Origin of the sequence: Rouxiella aceris (genome assembly GCF_012933545.1) — a bacterium.
Lineage (GTDB): Bacteria > Pseudomonadota > Gammaproteobacteria > Enterobacterales > Enterobacteriaceae > Rouxiella > Rouxiella aceris.
In genome coordinates, this window is sequence record NZ_JAADJU010000004.1 from 104,359 (window position 1) to 126,056 (window position 21,698).

A 21,698-nucleotide genomic window follows, 5' to 3' on the forward strand; every position below is an offset into this window, starting at 1 on the left:
ACAGGTATTGGTGCAAAGAGACCCAGTAAATATTAAGTAGCATTAAAAGATGGCGAGTTCCCGGAAAATTATCTCCGCCAGTTAGCCGGAGGTGCTAGTCGACCGGCTAACTGAAAGTTGATGATCTTCGGCGGCAGCCTGGGGGCTTTTTAGCCTTGTTCACCGCTCATGTCGGTGCTGACCTTCAAGGTATGCAGTTCAATGGCTTTTTGACGAATAAAATCGAGCTTGGCCTGCACATCAACCATTCCCCATATTGTTCCCTGCTGCTGGCGATAAAAATTATCCAGCGCGGAAAAATATGATTTTTGATAGGTCAGCCAGTCACGCTGCGATTGCACAATGGCTTTTTTTACCTCGGCGGGCTGATCTTTCAGCAACGCCTGATACTGGACATTGAGCTCTTTATCCCATTCGGCGTACCCTTGCTGCAGGCAGGTTTCCGAATCTACCGTCGAGACGGCTTTCTGGGAACATGCCTGCAACTTTTGATCAATCGCCTTGCCCGGTGTCTCGGCATGGGCAGCGAGTGCGGTAAAAAAGAGTCCGCTGCTGAGCACTAATAAAGTTAACTTATTCATTTAAATATCCTTTCTATAAATCTACAGTCATTGGCCTGGCGGCCAGGCGATCAGCACGCGGCGGCAACGACATCGGGAGGTAACAGTTAACCAGCAAGATGAACACCGCTTACCCAGGCTTACCGATGCCCATGGCAAACCCACAATCGCTGGCTTGGCTATCGCAAGTTTAGGCTACCGGCGCTATTTTATCGGCTAAGCTGACATATTCACTGCTTTTCGGCGCTGTGTTTAGCCGCAGTTTTATGGCATGATCTGTCGCCATTAGTTGGACCCCCGCAAACAAGTCGCAGGACGTTGCTGTCGAATACCGCTTACAGGAGTAACCGTGGCCAAAAATTACTATGACATTACGCTGGCACTGGCGGGCATTTGCCAGTCCGCGCGTTTGGTTCAACAGTTGGCTCACGAAGGCAATTGCGCAAAAGAAGAAATGACCGTATCGCTGCGCAGCTTGCTTGAAATGAATCCAGCGTCAACGCTTGCCGTTTACGGTAACAATGAAGGCAATCTGAAAATGGGCCTGGAGACCTTGATGGGCGTACTCAATGCCAATCGTCAGGGACTCGGTGCCGAGCTGACCCGTTATGTGTTGAGCCTGATGGTCCTGGAGCGCAAGCTGCATGCCAAAAAAGCCTCGATGGAGCAACTTGGCCAGCGTATCGAACAGCTTGATCGTCAGTTGGCGCATTTCGACCTGGAGTCAGAGCAAATGCTCAGTTCGCTGGCAGCAATTTACGTGGATATCGTTAGCCCGGTCGGCCCGCGCATCCAGGTAGTGGGTTCACCGGCAATTTTGCAGAACACCCAGATTCAGGCTAAAGTCCGGGCCGTACTTCTCGCGGGGATCCGCGCGACTGTATTGTGGCAGCAAGTAGGCGGTGGTCGTCTGCAGCTAATGTTTTCTCGTAACCGATTGTTCGAACAGGCAAAAAGCATTCTCGCCCGTTGCTGAAAATCTGATTTGCTATACCTGCTGCGTGGTTTTAACCCGCTGGCAGGTATAAAACTTTACTGTTAATAAAATCCTGGAGTTGCTACCGATGGAATTATCCTCCCTGACAGCCGTTTCCCCCGTTGATGGACGCTACGGTGATAAAGTCAGCGCGCTGCGCACCATTTTCAGCGAATTTGGACTGCTGAAATTTCGCGTGCAGGTTGAAGTACGTTGGCTGCAAAAACTGGCCTCCTGCGCACAGATTAAAGAAGTTCCGGCTTTTGATGCCGACGCAAACGCTTTCCTTGATCAGTTAGTGGCCAATTTCGATGAAAAAGACGCTCAGCGTATTAAAGATATCGAAAAAACCACCAACCATGACGTCAAGGCGGTGGAATATTTCCTGAAAGAGAAAGTCGCCACCATTCCGGCCCTGCACGCCGTTTCGGAATTTATTCACTTCGCCTGTACTTCGGAAGATATCAACAACCTGTCTCATGCCTTGATGCTGCAAACCGCGCGTCAGGATGTGGTGCTGCCTTATTGGTTGAAAATCGTTGCTTCGCTGAAAACCCTGGCTCATCAGTATCGTGATATCCCACTGCTTTCCCGTACTCATGGTCAACCGGCAACGCCGTCAACCATTGGTAAAGAGCTGGCCAACGTTGCCTACCGTATGGACCGTCAGGTAAAACAACTGCAACAAGTGGAGATCCTCGGCAAAATCAACGGTGCTGTCGGCAACTATAATGCCCACATCGTGGCTTACCCGGAAGTGGACTGGCATCAGTTTAGTGAAGAGTTTGTTACCTCACTGGGCATCAACTGGAACCCGTACACCACGCAAATCGAACCCCACGACTATATTGCCGAGCTGTTTGACTGCGTAGCACGCTTTAACACCATCCTGATTGATTTCGACCGTGATATCTGGGGTTACATTGCCCTAAATCACTTTAAGCAGCGCACCATTGCCGGTGAAATTGGTTCATCCACCATGCCGCACAAAGTCAATCCGATTGACTTTGAAAACTCGGAAGGCAACCTGGGGCTGGCCAATGCCGTGCTTAATCACCTGGCAAGTAAACTGCCGGTTTCCCGCTGGCAGCGTGATCTGACCGACTCTACCGTACTGCGTAACCTCGGTGTCGGCCTGGGCTATGCATTGATCGCCTATCAAGCCACCATGAAAGGCATCAGTAAACTGGAAGTAAACGAAGCCAACCTGGCCCTTGAACTGGACCGCAACTGGGAAGTGCTGGCCGAACCGATTCAGACGGTGATGCGTCGTTACGGTATTGAAAAACCATACGAAAAATTAAAAGAGCTGACCCGTGGCAAACGCGTCGATGCTGCCGGCATGCAAGTCTTTATCGACAGCCTGGCGCTGCCAGAAGAAGAGAAAGTGCGTCTGAAAGCCATGACGCCGGCAAATTATATTGGTCGCGCCACCACCATGGTTGATGAACTCAAGTAATCGCCCCTGATTTAAGACCGCCATACATAGCCAGCAGAAAACAGCCGTTTTCTGCTGGCTATACTGTTTAATTTCCCCCCCCAGCCCGCCATGCCAAAAATTTCTCAGTTTGGCTTTTTTTCTTATTTATATTTCGTTTATATTTTCTATCTTATGGTTGATATCGGGTTTATCTTCTAGCGAAGATAATGTGCCGAAACCAAAACCGGAGAATATTATGCGAATTTTAGTCGTTGAAGATAATGCCTTACTACGTCACCATCTTTCCGTACAGCTCCGCGAAATGGGCAACCAGGTTGACTCGGCCGAAGATGCAAAAGAAGCCGATTACTTTCTGCAGGAACATGCACCAGATATTGCCATTGTCGATCTCGGTCTTCCCGGAGAAGATGGTTTAAGCATGATCCAGCGCTGGCGTACTCATCAGGTCAAACTGCCTATTCTGGTGCTGACCGCCCGTGAAAGCTGGCAGGATAAGGTGGCGGTACTTGAAGCTGGTGCCGACGACTATGTCACTAAACCTTTTCATCTCGAAGAAGTCATTGCCCGTATGCAGGCATTAATGCGACGCAACAGCGGCCTGGCATCGCAGGTTATCGCCCTGCCCCCTTTTGTTATCGATCTCTCACGACGCGAACTCACCGTCAATGATCAACCGGTAAAGCTGACTGCCTTTGAATACACCATAATTGAAACCCTGATCCGCAACGCCGGTAAAGTGGTCAGTAAAGATAGTCTGATGCTACAGCTTTATCCTGATGCCGAACTGCGAGAAAGCCATACCGTAGATGTGCTGATGGGTCGTCTGCGTAAAAAGCTGCAAGTCGAGCACCCAATTGACGTCATTACTACCGTTCGAGGTCAGGGTTACCGCTTTGACATTCGGGCATCAAACTGATGCCGTTAAAAACCAAGAACCCTTTTTCACTTCGCTCACGTTATATGATGGCCACCGCAGCGGTGGTGCTGGCGCTTTCCCTTGCCTACGGTCTGGTGGCCGTTGTCGGCTATATGGTCAGTTTTGATAAAACCGCCTATCGTCTGCTACGCGGTGAAAGCAATCTGTTTTTTAGTCTGGCGCAGTGGCATGACGACAAACTGACCATCAATGTCCCCCCCGATCTGGATCTCAATTTTCCAACGCTGGTATTTATTTATAGCAGTGACGGCAAACTGCTGTGGGCACAGCGTCGCGTTCCGGAACTGGAAGCGCGTATCAGTAAATCCTGGCTCAACAAGGCGGGCTTTTATGAACTGGACACCGACACCCAGGTTTCCAGCGAGGTGGTGGGTAACAACCCCCGGGCGCAAAATCAACTTAAAAATTACGATGTCACCGATGCCAGCGCCATGACCCACTCGGTGGCGGTTAATGCCTATGCCGCGACGCCTCGCCTGCCCGCCCTCAATATTGTGGTGATCGACAGCGTCCCGCAGGAGTTACAGCACTCTGATCTGGTATGGGAATGGTTTAGCTATGTGCTATTGGCCAATCTGTTGCTGGTGGTGCCTCTGTTGTGGCTGGTGGCCTACTGGAGTTTACGGCCAATCAAGGCATTGAGTAGCCAGATTGCCGAGCTGGAAACCAAAGAACGCGAGTTGCTTGATGAACATACGCCGCGAGAACTGCGCGGTCTGGTGCGCAACCTCAATGTATTATTGAGCAGTGAACGTGGCCGTTATGACCGCTACCGCACCACCCTCGCCGATTTGACCCACAGTCTGAAAACCCCGCTGGCAGTATTGCAAACCACTCTGCGTTCGCTACGCAACGGTCAGCAAATGAGCATTGAACAGGCCGAGCCGATCATGCTGGAGCAGATCAGCCGGATCTCCCAGCAAATTGGCTATTATCTGCATCGCGCCACCCTGCGTTCCGAGCATCTGATCCTGGTGCGGGAAATTCACTCGGTCCCGGCACTGCTCGACAGTCTTTGCTCGGCGCTCAATAAAGTTTACCAGCGTAAAGGCGTGGTACTGACTCTGGATATTTCGCCGGAAATTACCTTTATTGGCGAGAAAAATGATTTTATGGAAGTGATGGGCAATGTAATCGACAACGCCTGCAAATATTGTCTGGAGTTCGTAGAAATCAGTGCCGTCCATACTGAAAATGAGTTGGTGATCCTGGTGGAGGACGATGGTCCCGGAATTGCCGAGCATCAACGGGAACTGATCTTCAAGCGCGGCCAGCGGGCGGATACCCTGCGCCCGGGCCAGGGTCTGGGCCTGGCGCTGGCCAGCGAACTGATTGAACAGTATGACGGCAAGATCCTGATTGGTGACAGCCCACTGGGCGGTGCCAGCATGCGCATCTGTTTTGGGCAACAGCATGACAGCGACCAGCCCTGACACTTTTGCCATACGTGCGTTATAAGCATACTTGCGCTATCGGCGCTAAAATTTGCTGATGATGAGCGCAACTCGCAACAGAATGTTCCGTTATAATCCTTGTCAGACTCTATCAATCCGTGGAAGAAAAAAATGGATTATCAACTTGATCTAGACTGGAACGATTTTCTGGCGCGTTATTGGCAAAAACGTCCGGTACTGCTTAAACGCGGTTTTAAAAACTTTATTGATCCCCTCTCCCCGGATGAGCTGGCGGGTTTGGCGCTGGAAAGCGAAGTGGACAGCCGCCTGGTGAGTCATCAGGACGGACGCTGGCAAGTCAGCCATGGTCCCTTTGAAAGCTACGACCACCTGGGTGAAACCAACTGGTCGCTGTTAGTGCAAGCGGTTGACCACTGGCATGAGCCTTCATCGCGACTGATGCGCCCTTTCCGTCATATTCCCGACTGGCGCATGGACGATCTGATGGTTTCCTTCTCGGTGCCCGGCGGCGGCGTTGGCCCGCATCTCGATCAGTATGATGTCTTTATTATTCAGGGCACTGGCCGTCGTCGCTGGCGGGTAGGCGAAAAAATCGCCCTCAAACAGCACAGTCCTCATCCCGACCTGCTGCAGGTGGCACCTTTTGACGCCATTATCGATGAAGAGATGGAACCAGGCGATATCCTTTATATTCCACCGGGATTCCCTCATGAGGGCTATTCGCTGGAAAACGCCCTTAACTACTCGGTAGGCTTTCGCGCCCCCAATGCCCGCGAATTGGTCAGTGGTTTTGCCGATTATGCGCTATCCCATGAGTTGGGTAGCCAGCGTTATAGCGACGCGGACCTGGTTACCCGTGAACACCCTGCCGAAGTACAACAGTCGGAGCTGGATAAGCTGCGCGGCATGATGCTGGAACTGGTAGGCGATCCTCAACATTTCAATAGCTGGTTTGGCGAGTTTATTTCCCAGTCGCGGCACGAACTTGACGCTGCTCCGCCTGAACCGCCTTACCAACCCGGCGAAATTTACGAGCTGATCACCGCCGGTGAGACGCTGCAACGCCTTGGTGGGTTGCGCGTATTGCGCGTCGGCGATAGCTGCTATGTTAATGGTGAAGCAATGGTCACCGAGCAGATGCAAGCCGCCGATGCCTTAACCCGTCATACCACCATTACTCAGGAAATGCTTGGCGAAGCGCTGGAAGATCCTTCCTTCCTCGCCCTGCTCTGTGCGCTGATTAACAACGGCTACTGGTACTTTAACGATTAGTCTTGCAGTGCTGGCAATAAAAAAGGTGCGTCATTAGCGACACACCTGAGTTTGATGACAAAGTCGTCTTGAAGATCGAGATACCCGGGCATAGCACACCCAGGCGCGCTCCGGCGGGCAAGCCCGCTACGACCCCAACGGTGCACTTCCCTAATAACGGACTTTGTCAGCCGTCTGAGGTGCGTCATTAGGGACGCACCTGAGTTTGATGACCAAGTCGTCTTGATGATCGAGATACCCGGGCATAGCACACCCAGGGGCGCTCCGGCGGGCAAGCCCGCTACGACCCCAACGGTGCACTCACCCTAATCACGGACTTTGTCAGCCGTCTGAGGTGCGTCCATTCGCGACGCACCTTTTCGTTTTCCGCCAAAAACTCAGGCTTTTTTCGCCGCATTGGCAGTCAATTCAACAATACGCATAATCACCGCTACCGCACTTTCCATCCCTTCAAGCGTAATAAATTCATGCTTCCCATGGAAATTATAACCGCCGGTAAAAATATTCGGGCATGGCAAGCCACGGAATGAGAGTTGCGCGCCATCGGTGCCGCCGCGGATCGGTTTGAGAATCGGCTCAATATCGCAGTCTTTCATCGCCTGCTGGGCTATCTCAATAATATGCGGATGCTTCATCACTTGTTCGCGCATATTGTAGTAGTGATCATCGAGGGTGACTTCGATATAACAGTCACGATGCAGACCTTTGCCGACGGCCTGGGCGACATCAATGATTTTCTGCTTGCGTGCCTCAAACTGGGTTTTATCAAAATCACGCAGGATATAGTGCATTTCTGCGCGTTCGACATTGCCCTTGATCGAGGTCAGATGATAAAAACCCTGATAACCATCGGTTTTTTCTGGCGTTTCATCCGGCGGCAACGACTCGTGGAAGCGAGTTGCCAGGGACAAGGCATTTACCATCACCCCTTTGGCGCTGCCAGGATGCACATTGTTGCCAACAATTTTGATTGTCGCCGACGCAGCGTTAAAGTTTTCAAACTCCAGTTCACCGACACCGCCGCCATCAACGGTGTAAGCCCACTGGGCAGCAAATGCCTTGATATCAAAACTCTGCGCACCCTTGCCAATTTCTTCATCCGGCGTAAATGCCAGACGAATTTCGCCGTGGGGAATATCACTGTTTCTTAGCCGCACCATCGCGGTAATGATTTCAGCAATGCCGGCTTTATCATCGGCACCAAGCAGCGTTTTACCGTCGGTGGTGATCAGCGTTTGACCAAGCAACTGATGTAAAACCGGAAACATCACCGGAGAAAGAATTTCTTCGCCATGACCCAGGGCAATATCTCCACCGCGATAGTTCTCAACGATCTGCGCATTAACGTGGCGGGCAGTAAAATCCGGGGCGGTATCAAGATGGGAAATAAAACCGATAACCGGCACTGGCCAGCTGGCCGTAGCCGGAATGCTGGCCATTACACAGCCTTTATTGCTGAGCGTAACCTGCTCAAATCCCAGAGCAACCAATTCATCGCGCAGTGATTGTGCAAGCTTAACCTGCCCTTCACTGCTCGGCGTAGATTTTACGTTGGCTTTTGATTGCGTATCAAAAGAGATATAGTGGAAAAAACGGTCAAGCAACTTGTCCATATTCAGGCATCCTCTGGCGACAGAGTTTTATTATGCGCAGCCTGAATATCTCAAATATTGCGTCAGGTCATTTTTACTTGGGTTACCTGTCCAGCAAAGTCATTGACCTGACCGCAATAAATTCCATTTTAATGCCAGTCGCCGTGCTTCTTGCTCAGAAAGGCATGGACAAATTCCGGCACCACTTCACTGGCTGGCCCGTAGATACGCTCGTCAAATTGACTCTCAACCTGGCTTGGTTCGAGATTCAGTTCAAAAGTATGCGCCCCCTGAACACTGGCCTCATGCACAAAACCCGCCGCCGGATAAACATGGCCCGAGGTACCAATGGCAATAAAGAAATCGGCCTTGGCCAGCGCACTATAAATTTCATCCATACGCACCGGCATTTCGCCAAACCACACCACATGCGGGCGCAACGGCGCCGGGAACTGACAGCAGTGACAACGATCGCTCGGTGACAGGTCACCGGTCCAGTCAAAAATATGCCCCGACTCGGTACAGCGAACCTTTAGCAGCTCGCCGTGCATATGCAGAACCCGCGAACTTCCCGCGCGCTCATGCAAATTATCGATATTCTGGGTAACCAGTAAAAAGTTATCCCCCAGCGCATCTTCCAGCTCGGCCAACGCCTGATGGGCGGCATTGGGTTTGATCTCGGCTTGCTGCAACTGACGGCGGCGTGCGTTGTAAAAATCCAGCACCAATTTGGGATCGCGACGGAAACCCTCTGGCGTGGCGACGTCCTCGACACGATGCTCTTCCCACAGACCGTCACCGGCACGGAAAGTACGAATACCTGACTCAGCCGAAATACCGGCACCGGTTAACACGACAACAAAAGGCTTTTTCAGTTGCGCAGCAGCCATACTGTCACGATGGAAAATATTCGACCGAAAACGCTGGTGACGTATGCGCTTGTTTTTGCGAAACCGACACACCCGATGACGTGTACGCATTATCCCCGCTCCTTATATTGATGCCTATTACAGGATAAACCGTCGCAGTGCCGACGTCCTGCCGTCAATGACTGTTAGTCAGTGCCGACAACGGCGCTCACTGTCTTGTTTTATGGTCAATCACTTGGCTATTACTGACCACCGCTCAATACGCGGGCGGGATCGATTCGACTGGCACGACGGGCGGGATACCAGCTCGCCAGCAGGCTCAGGATCAGGGCCGTGATCAGAACGCTGACAACGTCTAACCAATGGAGTTCTGATGGCAGAAAATCGATAAAATAGATATCCCCTGACAACAGTTTATGCCCGAGCACATTTTGTATTGCATTGATGATATGGGTTAATTGCAGAGAAGCCAGTACACCGATCACCACACCACAAATACTGCCCACCAGCCCGGCCATCAGACCATACCAGATAAATATTGCACGGATCAGTCCATCTTTGGCGCCCAAAGTTCGCAACACCGCGATATCACTGCTTTTATCTTTTACCGCCATCACCAGGGTAGACACAATATTGAAACAGGCGACACCGATCACCAGCACCATGGCCAGATACATAATGGCGCGGATCATCTGGATATCTCGATACATATAACCGTAAGTGCCTATCCAACTGCTAATGTAGACGTAAGATTTTGTGACTTCTCCCGCATCGCGCACCAACTTGTTGGCGGCAAAAACGTCATTCACTTTGATATCAATACCGGTAACGCTGCTGCCCATATCCTGATATTGCTGCGCATCGGCCAGCGGGATCATCGCCAGACTATGATCGAGCTGGCCGCTAAGTGCCAAAATACCGGTTACATGCAGACGAATACGTTTGGGCTGTAACAGCTTCATTTCAGGGTCGCTGTTGGGGATCATCACCGTCACCCAATCGCCCTGTTTGACGTTAAGGGCATCGGCAACCCCTTTACCCAAGATCATCTGCTGCTCACCGGCCTTGAAATTTTGCCAGGCATCACCCTGGACAAATTTCGGCACGGCGCTAATGCGCCCCTCCTGCTGCGGATCGACACCTTTAACCTGTAAAGCCCGCAGTTTGGCACCGTTCTCGACCAGACCGCTAAACTGCACATAGGGCGCGGCTGCCACAATACCCGGCACCTGTTCAACGCGCTGGATCACGGCTTGCCAGTCATTAAAGGGCTGATTAACCGGGCGGATCTCGCCGTGAGGTACTACCGCCAGTACGCGCTCTTTTAACTCGCGTTCAAAACCGTTCATCGCGCTCAGCCCGACAATCAACACCGCCACGCCCAGGGCGATACCCAGTGTCGAAATCACCGAAATCAGCGACACCATACCGCCACGACGGCGGCCACGGCTAAAACGCAGGCCGATAAGCAGGGAAAAAGGCATGGCTGACATCAACGCGCTCCCAGCAAGGTAAGATCCTGCTGTAATTGGCCGTCGCGCATTTCCAGCTGGCGGCTAAGGCGATTGGCCAATTGCAAATCATGGGTGACCACCAGAAATGCCGTGCCCTGACGCATATTCAACTCGCCAAGCAGGTCAAAAATACTATCGGCATTTTTCTGGTCAAGGTTACCGGTAGGTTCATCTGCCAGCACCAGCGATGGATTATTGACCAGTGCACGGGCAATGGCGACGCGCTGCCGCTCACCGCCAGACAACTCGGAAGGGCGATGCTTGCTACGATGTTCGAGACCGACGGCGGCCAGCATCTCTCTGGCTTTGTCCTGTACTTCGGCACTTTTGACTTTGCCAATCAACAGCGGCATGGCGACATTTTCCAGCGCGGTAAAATCTGGCAGCAAATGGTGAAACTGATAAATAAAGCCTAGCTTGCGGTTGCGCAGTTCAGCCTTGGCCGACGATGACATGCTGTTCAGGGACTTGCCCTGAAAGATCACCTCGCCGGAGGTGGGAGAATCCAGACCGCCAAGCAAGTGTAACAGCGTACTTTTGCCCGAGCCGGAACTGCCGACGATCGCCATCATTTCGCCCGGTTCAATGGCAAAGGTCACATCACGCAGCACGTCGGTGTTCAGTTTGCCTTCATGGTAGGTCTTGCAGAGGTTTTTGCACTGCAATAGCATATTTTCCGGTAAAGGAAGCGAGTTACTCATAACGTAAAGCCTCTGCGGGTTGTGCGGCGGCGGCGCGCCATGAAGGGTAGAACGTTGATAACAGCGCAATCGCCATCGCCACCAGCGCAATAATAGTTACTTGTAGTGGCTCAATGGCCACCGGCAAGGATGCGCCGTCAAGCATGACACCCACGGCCGGCATAATGGTGTTGAGCTGGGTAGCCAGCAAGACACCGAATAATGCCCCCAGCAATGCGCCGATAATGCCGGCACTGGCACCCTGAACCATAAAAATCATCATAATCTGCCGACGCGTCAGGCCCTGGGTTTTCAGGATGGCCACTTCGCCCTGTTTCTCCATCACCAGCAGACCCAGCGAGGTGATGATATTAAATGCGGCAACCGCAACGATCAGACTAAGCAACAGCCCCATCATATTCTTTTCCATGCGTACGGCCTGGAACAGCTCACCGCGGCGTTCACGCCAGTCTTTCCACTGGGTGCCCGCAGGCAGGGTCTGGGTACTCAGCGTATCCACATCCAGCGGTTTATTAAGATATAGACGCCAGCCGGTTACATTGCCCTGCGGATAGAGCATCATGCGCGAAGCATCCTGAATATTGACCAGCATCTGATAGCCATCCACCTCGCTGTTGGCCGCAAAAGTGCCTGCCACGGTAAACAGACGTTGGCTGGGAATGCGGCCCATAGGAGTGAACTGGCTGACGCTGGTGACCATCAGGCGCAGACTGTCACCGCGCTTGACCTTCAACTGTTGGGCAAGCTGATCACCAAGAATGACTTTATATTGACCCGGCTGTAACTCCTGCTGGCTGACGCCAACCAGGTATTTCGACAGCGTGTCTTTCTCTTGCGGGTCAACGCCCAACATCACGCCCACGGCAACGCTGCCTGGGCTTTGCAGCACCACGTCACCGGTAGTCAGGGGCACGGCACGCGTCACGCCCTGCAAGCTGGCAGCAGCATCGTGGGTGATTTGTTGAGGATTAAGCGATCCCTGCGCGGTGGTGATTAACGCTTGAGGCATCAGACCCAGAATATTGCTTTCGAGATCTTTCTCAAATCCGTTCATTACCGACAGCACAGTGACCAACGCCATGACCCCAAGGGTGATGCCGATGGTCGATAGCCAGGAGACAAACCGCCCAAAGCGGTCTGAGGCACGTCCGCGCATATAGCGCAGACCTATAAATAACGCGACAGGTTGATACATGAAATCCGTTAAGTGCAGTAGCTCATTGCAAAGTGATCAAGGATAATAAAGGCTACCCGCGCTTTATGGAACCATTAACGGCTGTTGTGTGTGGCTTTTATTTATAAAAAGTCCTGTACAAATCGGATTGACCTGATATTAACCTATCCGCAAGATAGGATGTGTAAATGTGGGCCACCCCCGCCGCCAAACGAGATTGCGAAACTGCTTATGCTTCAAAATATGCCTCAAGATCAGCGTTATTCACTGCCAGAACGTCCCGGCGATACCCGTCAGCTGGGGCAACTTACCGGTTCCGCCTGTGCACTGGAATGCGCGCAAATCAGCGAACGCCATGCCGGTCCCGTGATGCTTATCGCCCCCGATATGCAAAATGCTCTGCGGTTACGTGATGAGATCCAGCAGTTTACCGAACATAAAGTGATCAGCCTTTCCGACTGGGAAACGCTGCCCTATGACAGTTTCTCTCCGCATCAGGAAATTATTTCCGCCCGTCTGTCGAGCCTTTACCAACTCCCGACGCTTGAGCGTGGCATTATTATTCTGCCGGTCAACACGCTGATGCAGCGCGTTTGCCCCCATGACTTTTTGCACGGTCATGCCCTGGTGATGAAAAAAGGCCAGCGTTTGTCGCGGGATAAACTGCGCGCGCAGCTGGAACAAGCGGGTTATCGCAGCGTCGATCAGGTGATGGAGCACGGCGAGTTTGCCACCCGTGGCGCATTGCTCGATCTCTATCCAATGGGCAGCGACGAGCCTTATCGTATCGACTTTTTCGACGATGAAATCGACAGCTTGCGATTGTTTGACGTTGATACCCAGCGCACGCTCAGTGAAGTTGATTTTATCAACCTGCTGCCGGCCCATGAGTTTCCCACCGATAAAAACGCCATTGAGCTGTTTCGCAGTCAGTTTCGTGAAAAATTTGAAGTACGACGTGACGCCGAGCATATCTATCAGCAGGTCACCAAGGGTACCTTCCCTGCCGGGATTGAATACTGGCAACCGCTGTTTTTCAGCCAGCCGTTAACCAGCCTGTTTAGCTATCTGCCCAAAAATACCCTGCTGCTCAATACCGGCGATCTGCAGCAGGCGGCTGACCGTTTCTGGCTGGATGTTGCACAGCGCTACGAAAGTCGTCGCATTGACCCCATGCGCCCGCTGCTGGAACCCGAACAGCTGTGGCTAAAAGTCGACACCCTGTTTGCCGAACTGAAAGACTGGCCACGGGTGCAGTTGAAAACCGAGGTCCTGCCCGAAAAAAGCGCCAACAGCAATCTCGACTACCAGCCGTTGCCTGACTTGTCGGTGGTGCCGCAGAACAAGTCGCCAATGGACAATCTGCGCCGCTTTAACGACAGCTTTAGCGGTAGCCTGGTCTTCTCGGTCGAAAGCGAAGGCCGTCGCGAAACGCTGCAGGATCTCCTTGGACGAGTCAAACTGAACCCGACGCTGATCACCCGTATTGAGCAGGCAAGCAAGCCGGGTCGCTATATTATGATCGGCGCCTGCGAGCGCGGCTTTCTCGATAATTACCGCCAGTTGGCGCTGATTTGTGAAAGCGATATGCTTGGCGAACGCGTGGCTCGCCGTCGGCAGGATACTCGCCGGGCAATCAATACCGATACGCTGATCCGCAATCTCGCCGAGTTGCGCACAGGACAGCCAGTGGTTCACCTGGAGCATGGCGTGGGTCGTTATCTTGGGCTGACTACGCTGGAAGCGGGCGGCATCAAAGCGGAGTATCTGATCCTGACCTATGCCGGTGAAGACAAACTCTACGTACCGGTCTCGTCGCTGCATTTGATCAGCCGCTATGCGGGGGGTGCCGATGAAACCGCACCGCTGCACAAACTGGGCGGTGAAGCCTGGTCGAAAGCGCGGCAAAAAGCGGCAGAAAAAGTACGCGACGTCGCCGCTGAACTGCTGGATATTTACGCCCAGCGTGAAGCCAAAGCGGGTTATGCCTTTAAGCATAATCGCGAACAGTATCAGTTGTTCTGTCAGACTTTCCCCTTTGAAACCACGCCGGACCAGGAGCAGGCCATCAATGCGGTACTGACCGATATGACCCAGCCGCTGGCGATGGATCGTCTGGTCTGCGGCGATGTTGGTTTTGGTAAAACCGAAGTGGCCATGCGCGCCGCGTTTCTGGCCGTCTCCAATAATAAACAGGTGGCGGTGCTGGTGCCGACCACGCTGCTGGCTCAACAGCACTTTGACAACTTCCGCGACCGTTTCGCCAGTTGGCCTGTGCGCATTGAGATGATGTCACGTTTTCGCAGTGCCAAGGAACAGCAGACGGTGCTGGAGCAAGCCATCGACGGTAAGGTCGATATTATTATCGGCACCCATAAACTGCTGCAAAGTGATTTGCATTGGAAAGATCTCGGCCTGTTGATTGTGGACGAAGAGCACCGCTTTGGCGTGCGCCATAAAGAACGCATCAAGGCGATGCGCGCCGATGTCGATATTCTCACCCTGACCGCTACGCCGATCCCGCGCACCCTGAATATGGCGATGAGCGGTATGCGCGATCTGTCTATTATTGCCACGCCGCCAGCGCGTCGTTTGGCGGTCAAAACCTTTGTCCGGGAATATGACAGCCTGGTGGTGCGCGAAGCGATCCTGCGTGAGATCCTGCGCGGCGGCCAGGTCTATTATCTGTATAACGACGTTGCCAATATTGATAAGGCCGCGGAACGTCTGGCGGAACTGGTGCCGGAGGCGCGCATTGCCATCGGCCATGGCCAGATGCGTGAGCGCGATCTGGAACGGGTGATGAATGATTTCCATCATCAGCGTTTTAACGTGCTGGTCTGTACCACCATTATCGAAACCGGTATCGACATTCCCAGCGCCAATACCATTGTCATTGAGCGCGCCGATCATCTGGGTCTGGCCCAGCTCCACCAGCTACGCGGACGTGTGGGCCGTTCCCATCATCAGGCCTACGCCTATTTGCTGACGCCGAATCCCAAGGCGATGTCTACCGATGCCCAAAAACGTCTGGAAGCCATTGCCTCGTTGGAAGATCTCGGTGCCGGTTTTGCGCTGGCAACCCATGACCTGGAAATACGCGGTGCCGGGGAACTGCTTGGCGAAGACCAGAGCGGACAAATGACCACCATTGGCTTCTCACTGTATATGGAGCTGCTGGAAAACGCCGTCAATGCGCTAAAAGAGGGCCGTGAACCTTCCCTCGAGGATCTGACCACCAGCCAGACTGACGTAGAAATGCGTATGCCGGCACTGCTACCCGAGGAGTTTATTCCCGACGTCAATACCCGGCTTTCGCTCTACAAACGTATTGCCAGCGCGCGCAATCAGCAGGAAGTGGATGAACTGCGGGTAGAGTTGATCGACCGTTTCGGTTCGTTACCGGACGCGGCGCGTAATCTACTGAATATCGCCATACTGCGGCTAAAAGCCAAGGCTTTGGGCATCAAGCGTATCGAGGGCAATGAGCGTGGTGGTTATATCGAGTTCAGCGATAAAAACCGCGTGGATCCGGGTTATCTGATTGGTTTGCTACAGAAACAGCCGCAGGTTTATCGCCTCGATGGGCCAAGCAAGCTGAAGTTTATGCTCGATCTGACCGATCGGCCCAAGCGTCTGAAGTTTATCGACGAGATGCTGGAAGCATTTGCTGTTCATCTGCTGGCGGCCTGAATCGCAGATATTAAAAAGCCTGAGCGAAAATGCTCAGGCTTTGATGACTGGGCTGATGCTATGACTATCTCACCGTCGTTATTCCTCTGAACGATCACTCACTCCAACCAGTTTACGATAGCGCTCAAATTCACTTTCAAAGAAGGCGGCTTTTCTGGGAAGTTCATTGCGGTAGAACTGCGCTGGTATGTGGTCATAATCATCAACTGACTGGTTAAGCTCGGCCACCAGGTGAACCAGAATCACATACAAAGGAATGTTGTACTCAACCAGGAAGTAGCGGAATTGGCGCTGCCATATCACTTCGTAGAAATAATCCACGTAAACTCTCGCTTCGCGAAATGGGAGCCTTTGCAGTTTATCGACCAGGAAGTTATAAGCCGGGAGTGCCATTATTTTAAGCCGCTCTGATTCAGAGCGCTTATCTTTGCCCATCGGCACCGTGGCGTTTGATAAACGTGAGCGTATTGTTGCTATAGGATTTAGTACACGGACAAAATCATGACTCATCTCTGCCCCGTGTTGATCGGGCATAACCAGGAATGGTTCAGTATTGAGCAGCAATTTTTCCCCCATGAAATCACTGGCGTCAAAACCGGTGGGGCGATCAATAATGTCCACCAAGTTCGGATCATTGAAACTTTCGCCAGAGAACACCCCCTTGGCAATTTCTTTGATTTTACCCGTGTCTTTATCGATAAGCGTCAGCACTGCAATTGATGGCGGGTTAAACACCTCCTGAACTTTGCCTTCAACGTTAAATATATTGGCTATGATTTCCACATTTTCTTTTTTTGCAACGTAGTCTACATCCTGAGAAGTGATGTAGGTCATTTCAGGCCGTTCAGGGTATGAATCTATGTAGGCTGTCAGCCAGTACACCACAGCCTGACCGCCAACAGTGATAACCGGAGAAGGAAGTTGGTTAGCGTTATCAATCAGGTAGCGATTAAGGTGAATGATCTGCTCTTCAGGAAGGAGTGCATTTTTGGTCATAAAAAAAGCCCATCTGAGTTGATGAGCTTATTATATCATCACCTGTATGGGCGAGATAAGCAGCAGATACGGCTGTCAGTACAGAGAGAAACTGCGAGCATTCTTGGCTGCTACTGCACCTTCAGGACGCTTAAGCATAACCCGTCCAGGCTGCTGGCCGCTACGAACGGCGTCCACGCGCTGCTGGTACTCATGCTGTTGTCTTTTTTTCTCTTCTTGGGCTGACATGGGATTCACCAGTAATTTTTTTAGAACTAATACTTGATAGCTCAAATATACGCCGGTCGCCTGCAACTGGCAAATGATCCTGCCTTACACTGTCCGCAAGTTGCCGATTATGAACTGAATAAGCATTCTCTGGCTATACCAGAGAATGCTTATTTTATCAGGACATACAGCTTAACTGCGGGTTAACTGCAGCTGGCCGCTCTTATCCAGCGGGATTTGCGTGCCGGGATCGTGGTCCATTCTGACTTTGCCTTGCTGATCGCCAATTTTATACGTGACATCGTAGCCAAGCATTTTCTCGTCTTTATCATACACCGTGGTACAGCGTTGTTTCTGCGAGGTGTAGGTATCATTTTCCTGCATGCTGCTTTGTACGCGGTTACCGGCATAGCCACCACCCAGCGCGCCCGCTACGGTAGCCAGGTCGCGTCCGCGTCCATTGCCGAGCTGATGCCCCAGCACACCACCGGCGACGGCACCCAGCACCGAACCGGTGATCTGATGTTCATCCTGCACCGGGCGACGATGAGTCACCGTAATATTCCGGCATTCTTGTCGTGGAGTCTTGATAGTTTCTTTAATCGGTGTAGCGCTGACGACCTGGGCATACTGTGGGCCGGAAGAAAAAACATTCATACTTGCCACGGTAGCGACACCCAGTGCCGCTGCAACGCCGATCCCTACACCCGCTAACATTGACTTGTTCACAGGACATCCTCCTGAAAGTGTTACCACGCATTTTGATCCCTGCTCACCCGGTGCTACAGGATGGTCCCTCATCTCACCTGGAGGGAACGGCGTGCGTGAATCGCCTAATGTAAAGGGTTCGCTTGAACCTGTGTCAAAGTGTGCGTACTAACCGCAGCGGGAACAATAAGACAATTGGAAGGAAATCGATAAATCGACTGCTACAGAGGATGTTTAGGAGAATTCTTAGCGAATATTGCCGATCAGGAAAGATTTTATGCTGTCCAAGCCGCTGCCATCGGTCTGTAATGGGCAATGCGGTGAGTAAGAGAATCGATTCAGCCTCCGGTGAAAAAAAACCGGAGGCCAGTGCCTGGAATTAGTGCAGCTTAAGGCGAGGACGAATAACGCGGTTAATCCCACCGACCAACATCATCAATCCGGTCTTGGTATAACCATGCAATGCAATCTGATGCATACGGTATAAAGAAATATACACAATACGCGCCAGGCGACCTTCAACCATCATGGAGCCCTTGGTCAGGTTACCCATCAGGCTACCCACGGTACTAAAGCGCGAGAGCGAAACCAGCGAACCATGATCGTGATAAACGTAGGCTTTCAGACTATGCCCTTTACGCTGCGCCATAATATTGGCAAAACAGCGCGAGGCCATCTGGTGTGCCGACTGCGCACGCGGTGGCACAAAACCCCCGGCAGGCAACGGACAGGAAGCACAGTCGCCAATGGCGTAGATATTCTCGTCACGGGTAGTTTGCAAGGTCGGCTCAACCACCAACTGATTGATACGGTTGGTTTCTAATCCGGCGATCTCTTTCATAAAGTCGGGGGCTTTGATGCCCGCCGCCCAAACCATCAGATCGGCGTGGATAAACTCGCCCTCTTTGGTATTGAGACCGTTTTTCTCGGCGCTGGTCACCATGGTTTTGGTCAGCACTCGCACGCCAATTTTGGTCAGTTCCTGATGTGCCGCCGCAGAGATACGCGGTGGCAGAGCAGGAAGAATACGCTCGCCCGCCTCAACCAGGGTGACATTCAACGCCTGATTATTCAGCCCTTCAAAACCATAGCTGTGCAGCTCCTTGACGGCGTTATGCAGTTCGGCCGACAGCTCAACGCCGGTTGCGCCAGCGCCGACGATGGCAATATTTACCGTGCCCTTTTTATCCGCGTTGGCAGAATATTTCAGGAACAGGTTTAACATTTCATTATGGAAACGGTGCGCCTGCTGCGGGTTATCCAGGAAGATACAGTGGTCTTTGACCCCCGGGGTACCAAAATCATTGGAGGTGCTGCCCAGTGCCATCACCAGTTGGTCATAAGCCAGATCGCGTTCTGCCACCAACAGTTCACCGTTGGTATCGCGGATCTCGGCAAGCTTAATGGTTTTCGCATCGCGATCGATGGCCGTCAGTGATCCAATCTGAAAATTAAATCCATGATTGCGGGCGTGAGCCAGATAGCTGATGGCATCAACACCATCATCAAGGCTGCCGGTGGCCACTTCATGCAGTAGCGGCTTCCACAGATGACTGTGGTTACGGTCTACCAGAATGATCTCGGCTTTCTTGCTACGCCCCAGTTTGTGACCCAGGCTGGTTGCCAGCTCCAGTCCCCCGGCACCACCGCCGATAATTACAATTTTTTTCTTTGCTTCAGTCACCTCTGACCCCCTCAAATGTGAACCAATTGTTATCTAAGAGTAAATATTTTTATCCTTAGTAAACATAGGGTTGCTTAAGTTAATTCATTATCTGCGGTGAGGATAACATGCGAAGGTAATTTGGTTATACCAAAATTGATGTACATCAATTTTTTTTGATTGCCGTGCAAATACGAGTTTTTATAGCCCGTTGCTATTCAAACAGTTAGCGTGACAAGTGCCGTTCGACAGCGGCTCAATCAGTCAGAAAAGATGCACGGCTTTTATCTTTAGGCGCATAAAAAAACGGCAAGGCGCTAGCGCCCTGCCGTTTTTGTGCCATAAAATCGTTAACAAATGGCGGTTAATCGAGATTTTGAAAAGCTTTGATCCGTTGCAGATGTGAAGAGATACTTTTGAACTTGTGGCCCTGCTCTTCATCCCAAACAATCGGGTAGTAAGGGTCCAGTTGACTGGCCGTTTCGCTACTGTCCAGAATGCCGTCTTTACGAGAAAGGATCACCAGGCAGCGATCGCGGTTTTTCTCTCTGAAATCGTGCACACACTTGGTGGCGATATCAACATACTCTTCTGGCCGATCGATTTTACCGGCCATATTGTTCTGCGGAAACAGATTGGGGTTAAACATCACCTGCCGCAGCTGGCAAAGAAAACCAATACGCTCCGCCCAGTAGCCGCCCAGGCCCACGCCGCAAATCAGGGGACGTTTACCTTCGGCCTGTGGCAGCACCTTGTTGACCTCGTTGAGCAGATGCTGCATATCGTGTCGCGGATGAAGCGTGCTATAGCTGATAAAGCGAACATCAGAATCGATAAACTGCAGCTGCAGCACTTTTTCATAATTACCGGGACTGGTTGAGTCAAAGCCATGCAAATAAATAATCATATCTTTCCTCATAGGGCCTGGGTATCACGGCAACGGTGAAATACCCCTAAGCTTGTTTATGCGCCTGCCAGCGCAAATCCAACGCGGTTAATTCCTGGTGCGAACGTTGCCAGCGACTGGAATCCCTTAACATCTGGCGGCTCGATCTTCCCTGATAACCGCCTCCATGGTACAAGCCGGCAACCTGTTCCGCTTTGATCGGTGACAGGTTATCCAACACACTCACTGCGCCCTGGCGGTTGTTGCATACCAGGATCATATCGCATCCGGCATCGAGAGAGGCCTGGCCACGCTCGGCATAACTGCCCATTACCGCCGCACCTTCCATCGACAGATCGTCAGAGAAAATAACGCCGCCAAACCCCAGTTCCTGGCGCAAAATCTGTTTTAGCCAGTAAGGTGATCCACTGGCAGGCAGCGGATCTGCCTGAGTATAAATCACGTGGGCGGGCATTACCGCGTCCAGCATCTGCCGTTCGATTAACAAGCGGAAGATGGCCATATCATGCTGACGGATCATCTCCAGCGGACGATCGTCGCGTGGAGTCTCCTTGTGGGAATCGGCGCTGACAGCACCGTGTCCGGGAAAATGCTTGCCGGTCACTTTCATCCCGGCGCTATGCATACCGCGAATATAACGCTCGGCGATTGCCAGCGCGATATGGGGATCGGCATGGAATGAACGCTCACCAATGGCGGCGCTGATATGGCCGATATCGAGAACCGGAGCAAAACTGATATCAATATCCATGGCGATCATCTCTGACGCCATCAACCAGCCAGCTTCCTCCGCCAGTCGCCCCGCTTCATGCTCATTATTTAGAGCAGCAAATGACTGGGCGGCGGGAATGCGCGTAAAGCCTTCACGAAAACGCTGTACCCGTCCCCCTTCCTGATCAACGGCCAATACCAGACGTTGCCGCGACGCCGCACGGATCTGACGGATAAGCTCCTGTAACTGATCGACATCGTGATAGTTACGGGTAAACAGAATCAATCCGCCAACCAGGGGATGTTGCAAAATCTCGCGCTCTTCGGCATCCAGCTCATAGCTGGCAACGTCTAACATTACT

General features: G+C 52.1%; 18 protein-coding genes. 6 read left to right on the plus strand and 12 right to left on the minus strand.

From position 1 onward, the window contains the following. Positions 1–149: 149 nt before the first annotated feature. Positions 150–581, minus strand: coding sequence for a lysozyme inhibitor LprI family protein (locus GW590_RS08725; RefSeq protein ID WP_169402642.1), 432 nt, complete (start codon positions 579–581; stop codon positions 150–152). A 328-nt stretch (positions 582–909) separates the two neighbouring features. Here GW590_RS08725 and hflD point away from each other — a divergent pair, with 328 nt between their 5' ends. The 5 genes from hflD (at position 910) to GW590_RS08750 (ending at position 6,601) form a co-directional block, all read left to right on the plus strand. Beyond that, complete coding sequence (gene hflD, locus GW590_RS08730; protein WP_169402643.1) at positions 910–1,536, plus strand: high frequency lysogenization protein HflD; 627 nt, start codon at positions 910–912, stop codon at positions 1,534–1,536. Between the two features lie 88 nt (positions 1,537–1,624). After that, positions 1,625–2,995: an adenylosuccinate lyase gene (gene purB / locus GW590_RS08735; protein ID WP_169402644.1), complete on the plus strand. Its 1,371-nt coding sequence runs from the start codon at positions 1,625–1,627 to the stop codon at positions 2,993–2,995. 217 nt (positions 2,996–3,212) lie between these two features. Then, complete coding sequence (gene phoP, locus GW590_RS08740) at positions 3,213–3,893, plus strand: two-component system response regulator PhoP (RefSeq protein ID WP_169402645.1); 681 nt, start codon at positions 3,213–3,215, stop codon at positions 3,891–3,893. Next, positions 3,893–5,347, plus strand: a complete 1,455-nt coding sequence (gene phoQ / locus GW590_RS08745) for a two-component system sensor histidine kinase PhoQ (RefSeq protein ID WP_169402646.1) — start codon at positions 3,893–3,895, stop codon at positions 5,345–5,347. The genes phoP and phoQ overlap by 1 nt, the downstream gene beginning before the upstream one ends. A 132-nt stretch (positions 5,348–5,479) precedes the next feature. Further along, a complete protein-coding gene (locus GW590_RS08750; protein WP_169402647.1) occupies positions 5,480–6,601 on the plus strand; it encodes a ribosomal protein uL16 3-hydroxylase in 1,122 nt (373 codons plus the stop codon). Positions 6,602–6,978: 377 nt separating this feature from the next. On the opposite strand, the gene pepT is transcribed toward GW590_RS08750, so the two are convergent. The 5 genes from pepT to lolC all read right to left on the minus strand — a co-directional run bounded on the left by pepT (position 6,979) and on the right by lolC (position 12,472). Next, entirely contained in the window at positions 6,979–8,214 is a 1,236-nt protein-coding gene (gene pepT, locus GW590_RS08755) for a peptidase T (protein WP_169402648.1), read from the minus strand. A 128-nt stretch (positions 8,215–8,342) separates the two neighbouring features. Further along, positions 8,343–9,173, minus strand: coding sequence for a Sir2 family NAD+-dependent deacetylase (gene cobB, locus GW590_RS08760; protein WP_169402649.1), 831 nt, complete (start codon positions 9,171–9,173; stop codon positions 8,343–8,345). A gap of 131 nt (positions 9,174–9,304) precedes the next feature. Next, positions 9,305–10,546: a lipoprotein-releasing ABC transporter permease subunit LolE gene (gene lolE, locus GW590_RS08765; protein WP_169402932.1), complete on the minus strand. Its 1,242-nt coding sequence runs from the start codon at positions 10,544–10,546 to the stop codon at positions 9,305–9,307. 8 nt (positions 10,547–10,554) lie between these two features. Continuing rightward, positions 10,555–11,277 carry a lipoprotein-releasing ABC transporter ATP-binding protein LolD gene (gene lolD, locus GW590_RS08770; protein WP_169402650.1) on the minus strand — a complete coding sequence of 241 codons (723 nt, stop codon included), beginning with the start codon at positions 11,275–11,277 and terminating at the stop codon, positions 10,555–10,557. After that, positions 11,270–12,472 carry a lipoprotein-releasing ABC transporter permease subunit LolC gene (gene lolC / locus GW590_RS08775; protein ID WP_169402651.1) on the minus strand — a complete coding sequence of 401 codons (1,203 nt, stop codon included), beginning with the start codon at positions 12,470–12,472 and terminating at the stop codon, positions 11,270–11,272. The genes lolD and lolC overlap by 8 nt, the downstream gene beginning before the upstream one ends. Before the next feature lie 222 nt (positions 12,473–12,694). Between lolC and mfd the strand changes: the two genes are divergently transcribed. Then, complete coding sequence (gene mfd / locus GW590_RS08780; RefSeq protein ID WP_169402933.1) at positions 12,695–16,144, plus strand: transcription-repair coupling factor; 3,450 nt, start codon at positions 12,695–12,697, stop codon at positions 16,142–16,144. Between the two features lie 78 nt (positions 16,145–16,222). Here mfd and GW590_RS08785 read toward each other — a convergent pair whose 3' ends face one another. The 6 genes from GW590_RS08785 to nagZ form a co-directional block, all read right to left on the minus strand. After that, on the minus strand, positions 16,223–17,140 hold the full coding sequence (locus GW590_RS08785) for a hypothetical protein (RefSeq protein WP_169402652.1): 918 nt from the start codon (positions 17,138–17,140) through the stop codon (positions 16,223–16,225). A 75-nt stretch (positions 17,141–17,215) separates the two neighbouring features. Continuing rightward, entirely contained in the window at positions 17,216–17,368 is a 153-nt protein-coding gene (locus tag GW590_RS08790; protein ID WP_169402653.1) for a hypothetical protein, read from the minus strand. 171 nt (positions 17,369–17,539) lie between these two features. Next, a complete protein-coding gene (locus tag GW590_RS08795) occupies positions 17,540–18,076 on the minus strand; it encodes a glycine zipper 2TM domain-containing protein (protein WP_169402654.1) in 537 nt (178 codons plus the stop codon). Between the two features lie 358 nt (positions 18,077–18,434). After that, positions 18,435–19,739, minus strand: a complete 1,305-nt coding sequence (locus tag GW590_RS08800; protein ID WP_169402655.1) for an NAD(P)/FAD-dependent oxidoreductase — start codon at positions 19,737–19,739, stop codon at positions 18,435–18,437. A gap of 343 nt (positions 19,740–20,082) precedes the next feature. Further along, entirely contained in the window at positions 20,083–20,625 is a 543-nt protein-coding gene (gene ycfP, locus GW590_RS08805) for an alpha/beta hydrolase YcfP (protein ID WP_169402656.1), read from the minus strand. 46 nt (positions 20,626–20,671) lie between these two features. After that, a complete protein-coding gene (gene nagZ / locus GW590_RS08810; protein WP_169402657.1) occupies positions 20,672–21,694 on the minus strand; it encodes a beta-N-acetylhexosaminidase in 1,023 nt (340 codons plus the stop codon). Positions 21,695–21,698: the final 4 nt, after the last annotated feature.

What these genes read in the sequence shown, in the direction of transcription:
- phoQ (WP_169402646.1), top strand. Translation starts at nt 3,893, where the DNA reads ATGCCGTTAAAAACCAAGAACCCTTTTTCACTTCGCTCACGTTATATG.
- lolC (WP_169402651.1), bottom strand. Translation starts at nt 12,472, where the DNA reads ATGTATCAACCTGTCGCGTTATTTATAGGTCTGCGCTATATGCGCGGA.
- GW590_RS08750 (WP_169402647.1), top strand. Translation starts at nt 5,480, where the DNA reads ATGGATTATCAACTTGATCTAGACTGGAACGATTTTCTGGCGCGTTAT.
- phoP (WP_169402645.1), top strand. Translation starts at nt 3,213, where the DNA reads ATGCGAATTTTAGTCGTTGAAGATAATGCCTTACTACGTCACCATCTT.
- purB (WP_169402644.1), top strand. Translation starts at nt 1,625, where the DNA reads ATGGAATTATCCTCCCTGACAGCCGTTTCCCCCGTTGATGGACGCTAC.
- mfd (WP_169402933.1), top strand. Translation starts at nt 12,695, where the DNA reads ATGCCTCAAGATCAGCGTTATTCACTGCCAGAACGTCCCGGCGATACC.
- GW590_RS08725 (WP_169402642.1), bottom strand. Translation starts at nt 581, where the DNA reads ATGAATAAGTTAACTTTATTAGTGCTCAGCAGCGGACTCTTTTTTACC.
- cobB (WP_169402649.1), bottom strand. Translation starts at nt 9,173, where the DNA reads ATGCGTACACGTCATCGGGTGTGTCGGTTTCGCAAAAACAAGCGCATA.
- lolD (WP_169402650.1), bottom strand. Translation starts at nt 11,277, where the DNA reads ATGAGTAACTCGCTTCCTTTACCGGAAAATATGCTATTGCAGTGCAAA.
- ycfP (WP_169402656.1), bottom strand. Translation starts at nt 20,625, where the DNA reads ATGATTATTTATTTGCATGGCTTTGACTCAACCAGTCCCGGTAATTAT.
- GW590_RS08790 (WP_169402653.1), bottom strand. Translation starts at nt 17,368, where the DNA reads ATGTCAGCCCAAGAAGAGAAAAAAAGACAACAGCATGAGTACCAGCAG.
- lolE (WP_169402932.1), bottom strand. Translation starts at nt 10,546, where the DNA reads ATGCCTTTTTCCCTGCTTATCGGCCTGCGTTTTAGCCGTGGCCGCCGT.
- GW590_RS08785 (WP_169402652.1), bottom strand. Translation starts at nt 17,140, where the DNA reads ATGACCAAAAATGCACTCCTTCCTGAAGAGCAGATCATTCACCTTAAT.
- nagZ (WP_169402657.1), bottom strand. Translation starts at nt 21,694, where the DNA reads ATGTTAGACGTTGCCAGCTATGAGCTGGATGCCGAAGAGCGCGAGATT.
- pepT (WP_169402648.1), bottom strand. Translation starts at nt 8,214, where the DNA reads ATGGACAAGTTGCTTGACCGTTTTTTCCACTATATCTCTTTTGATACG.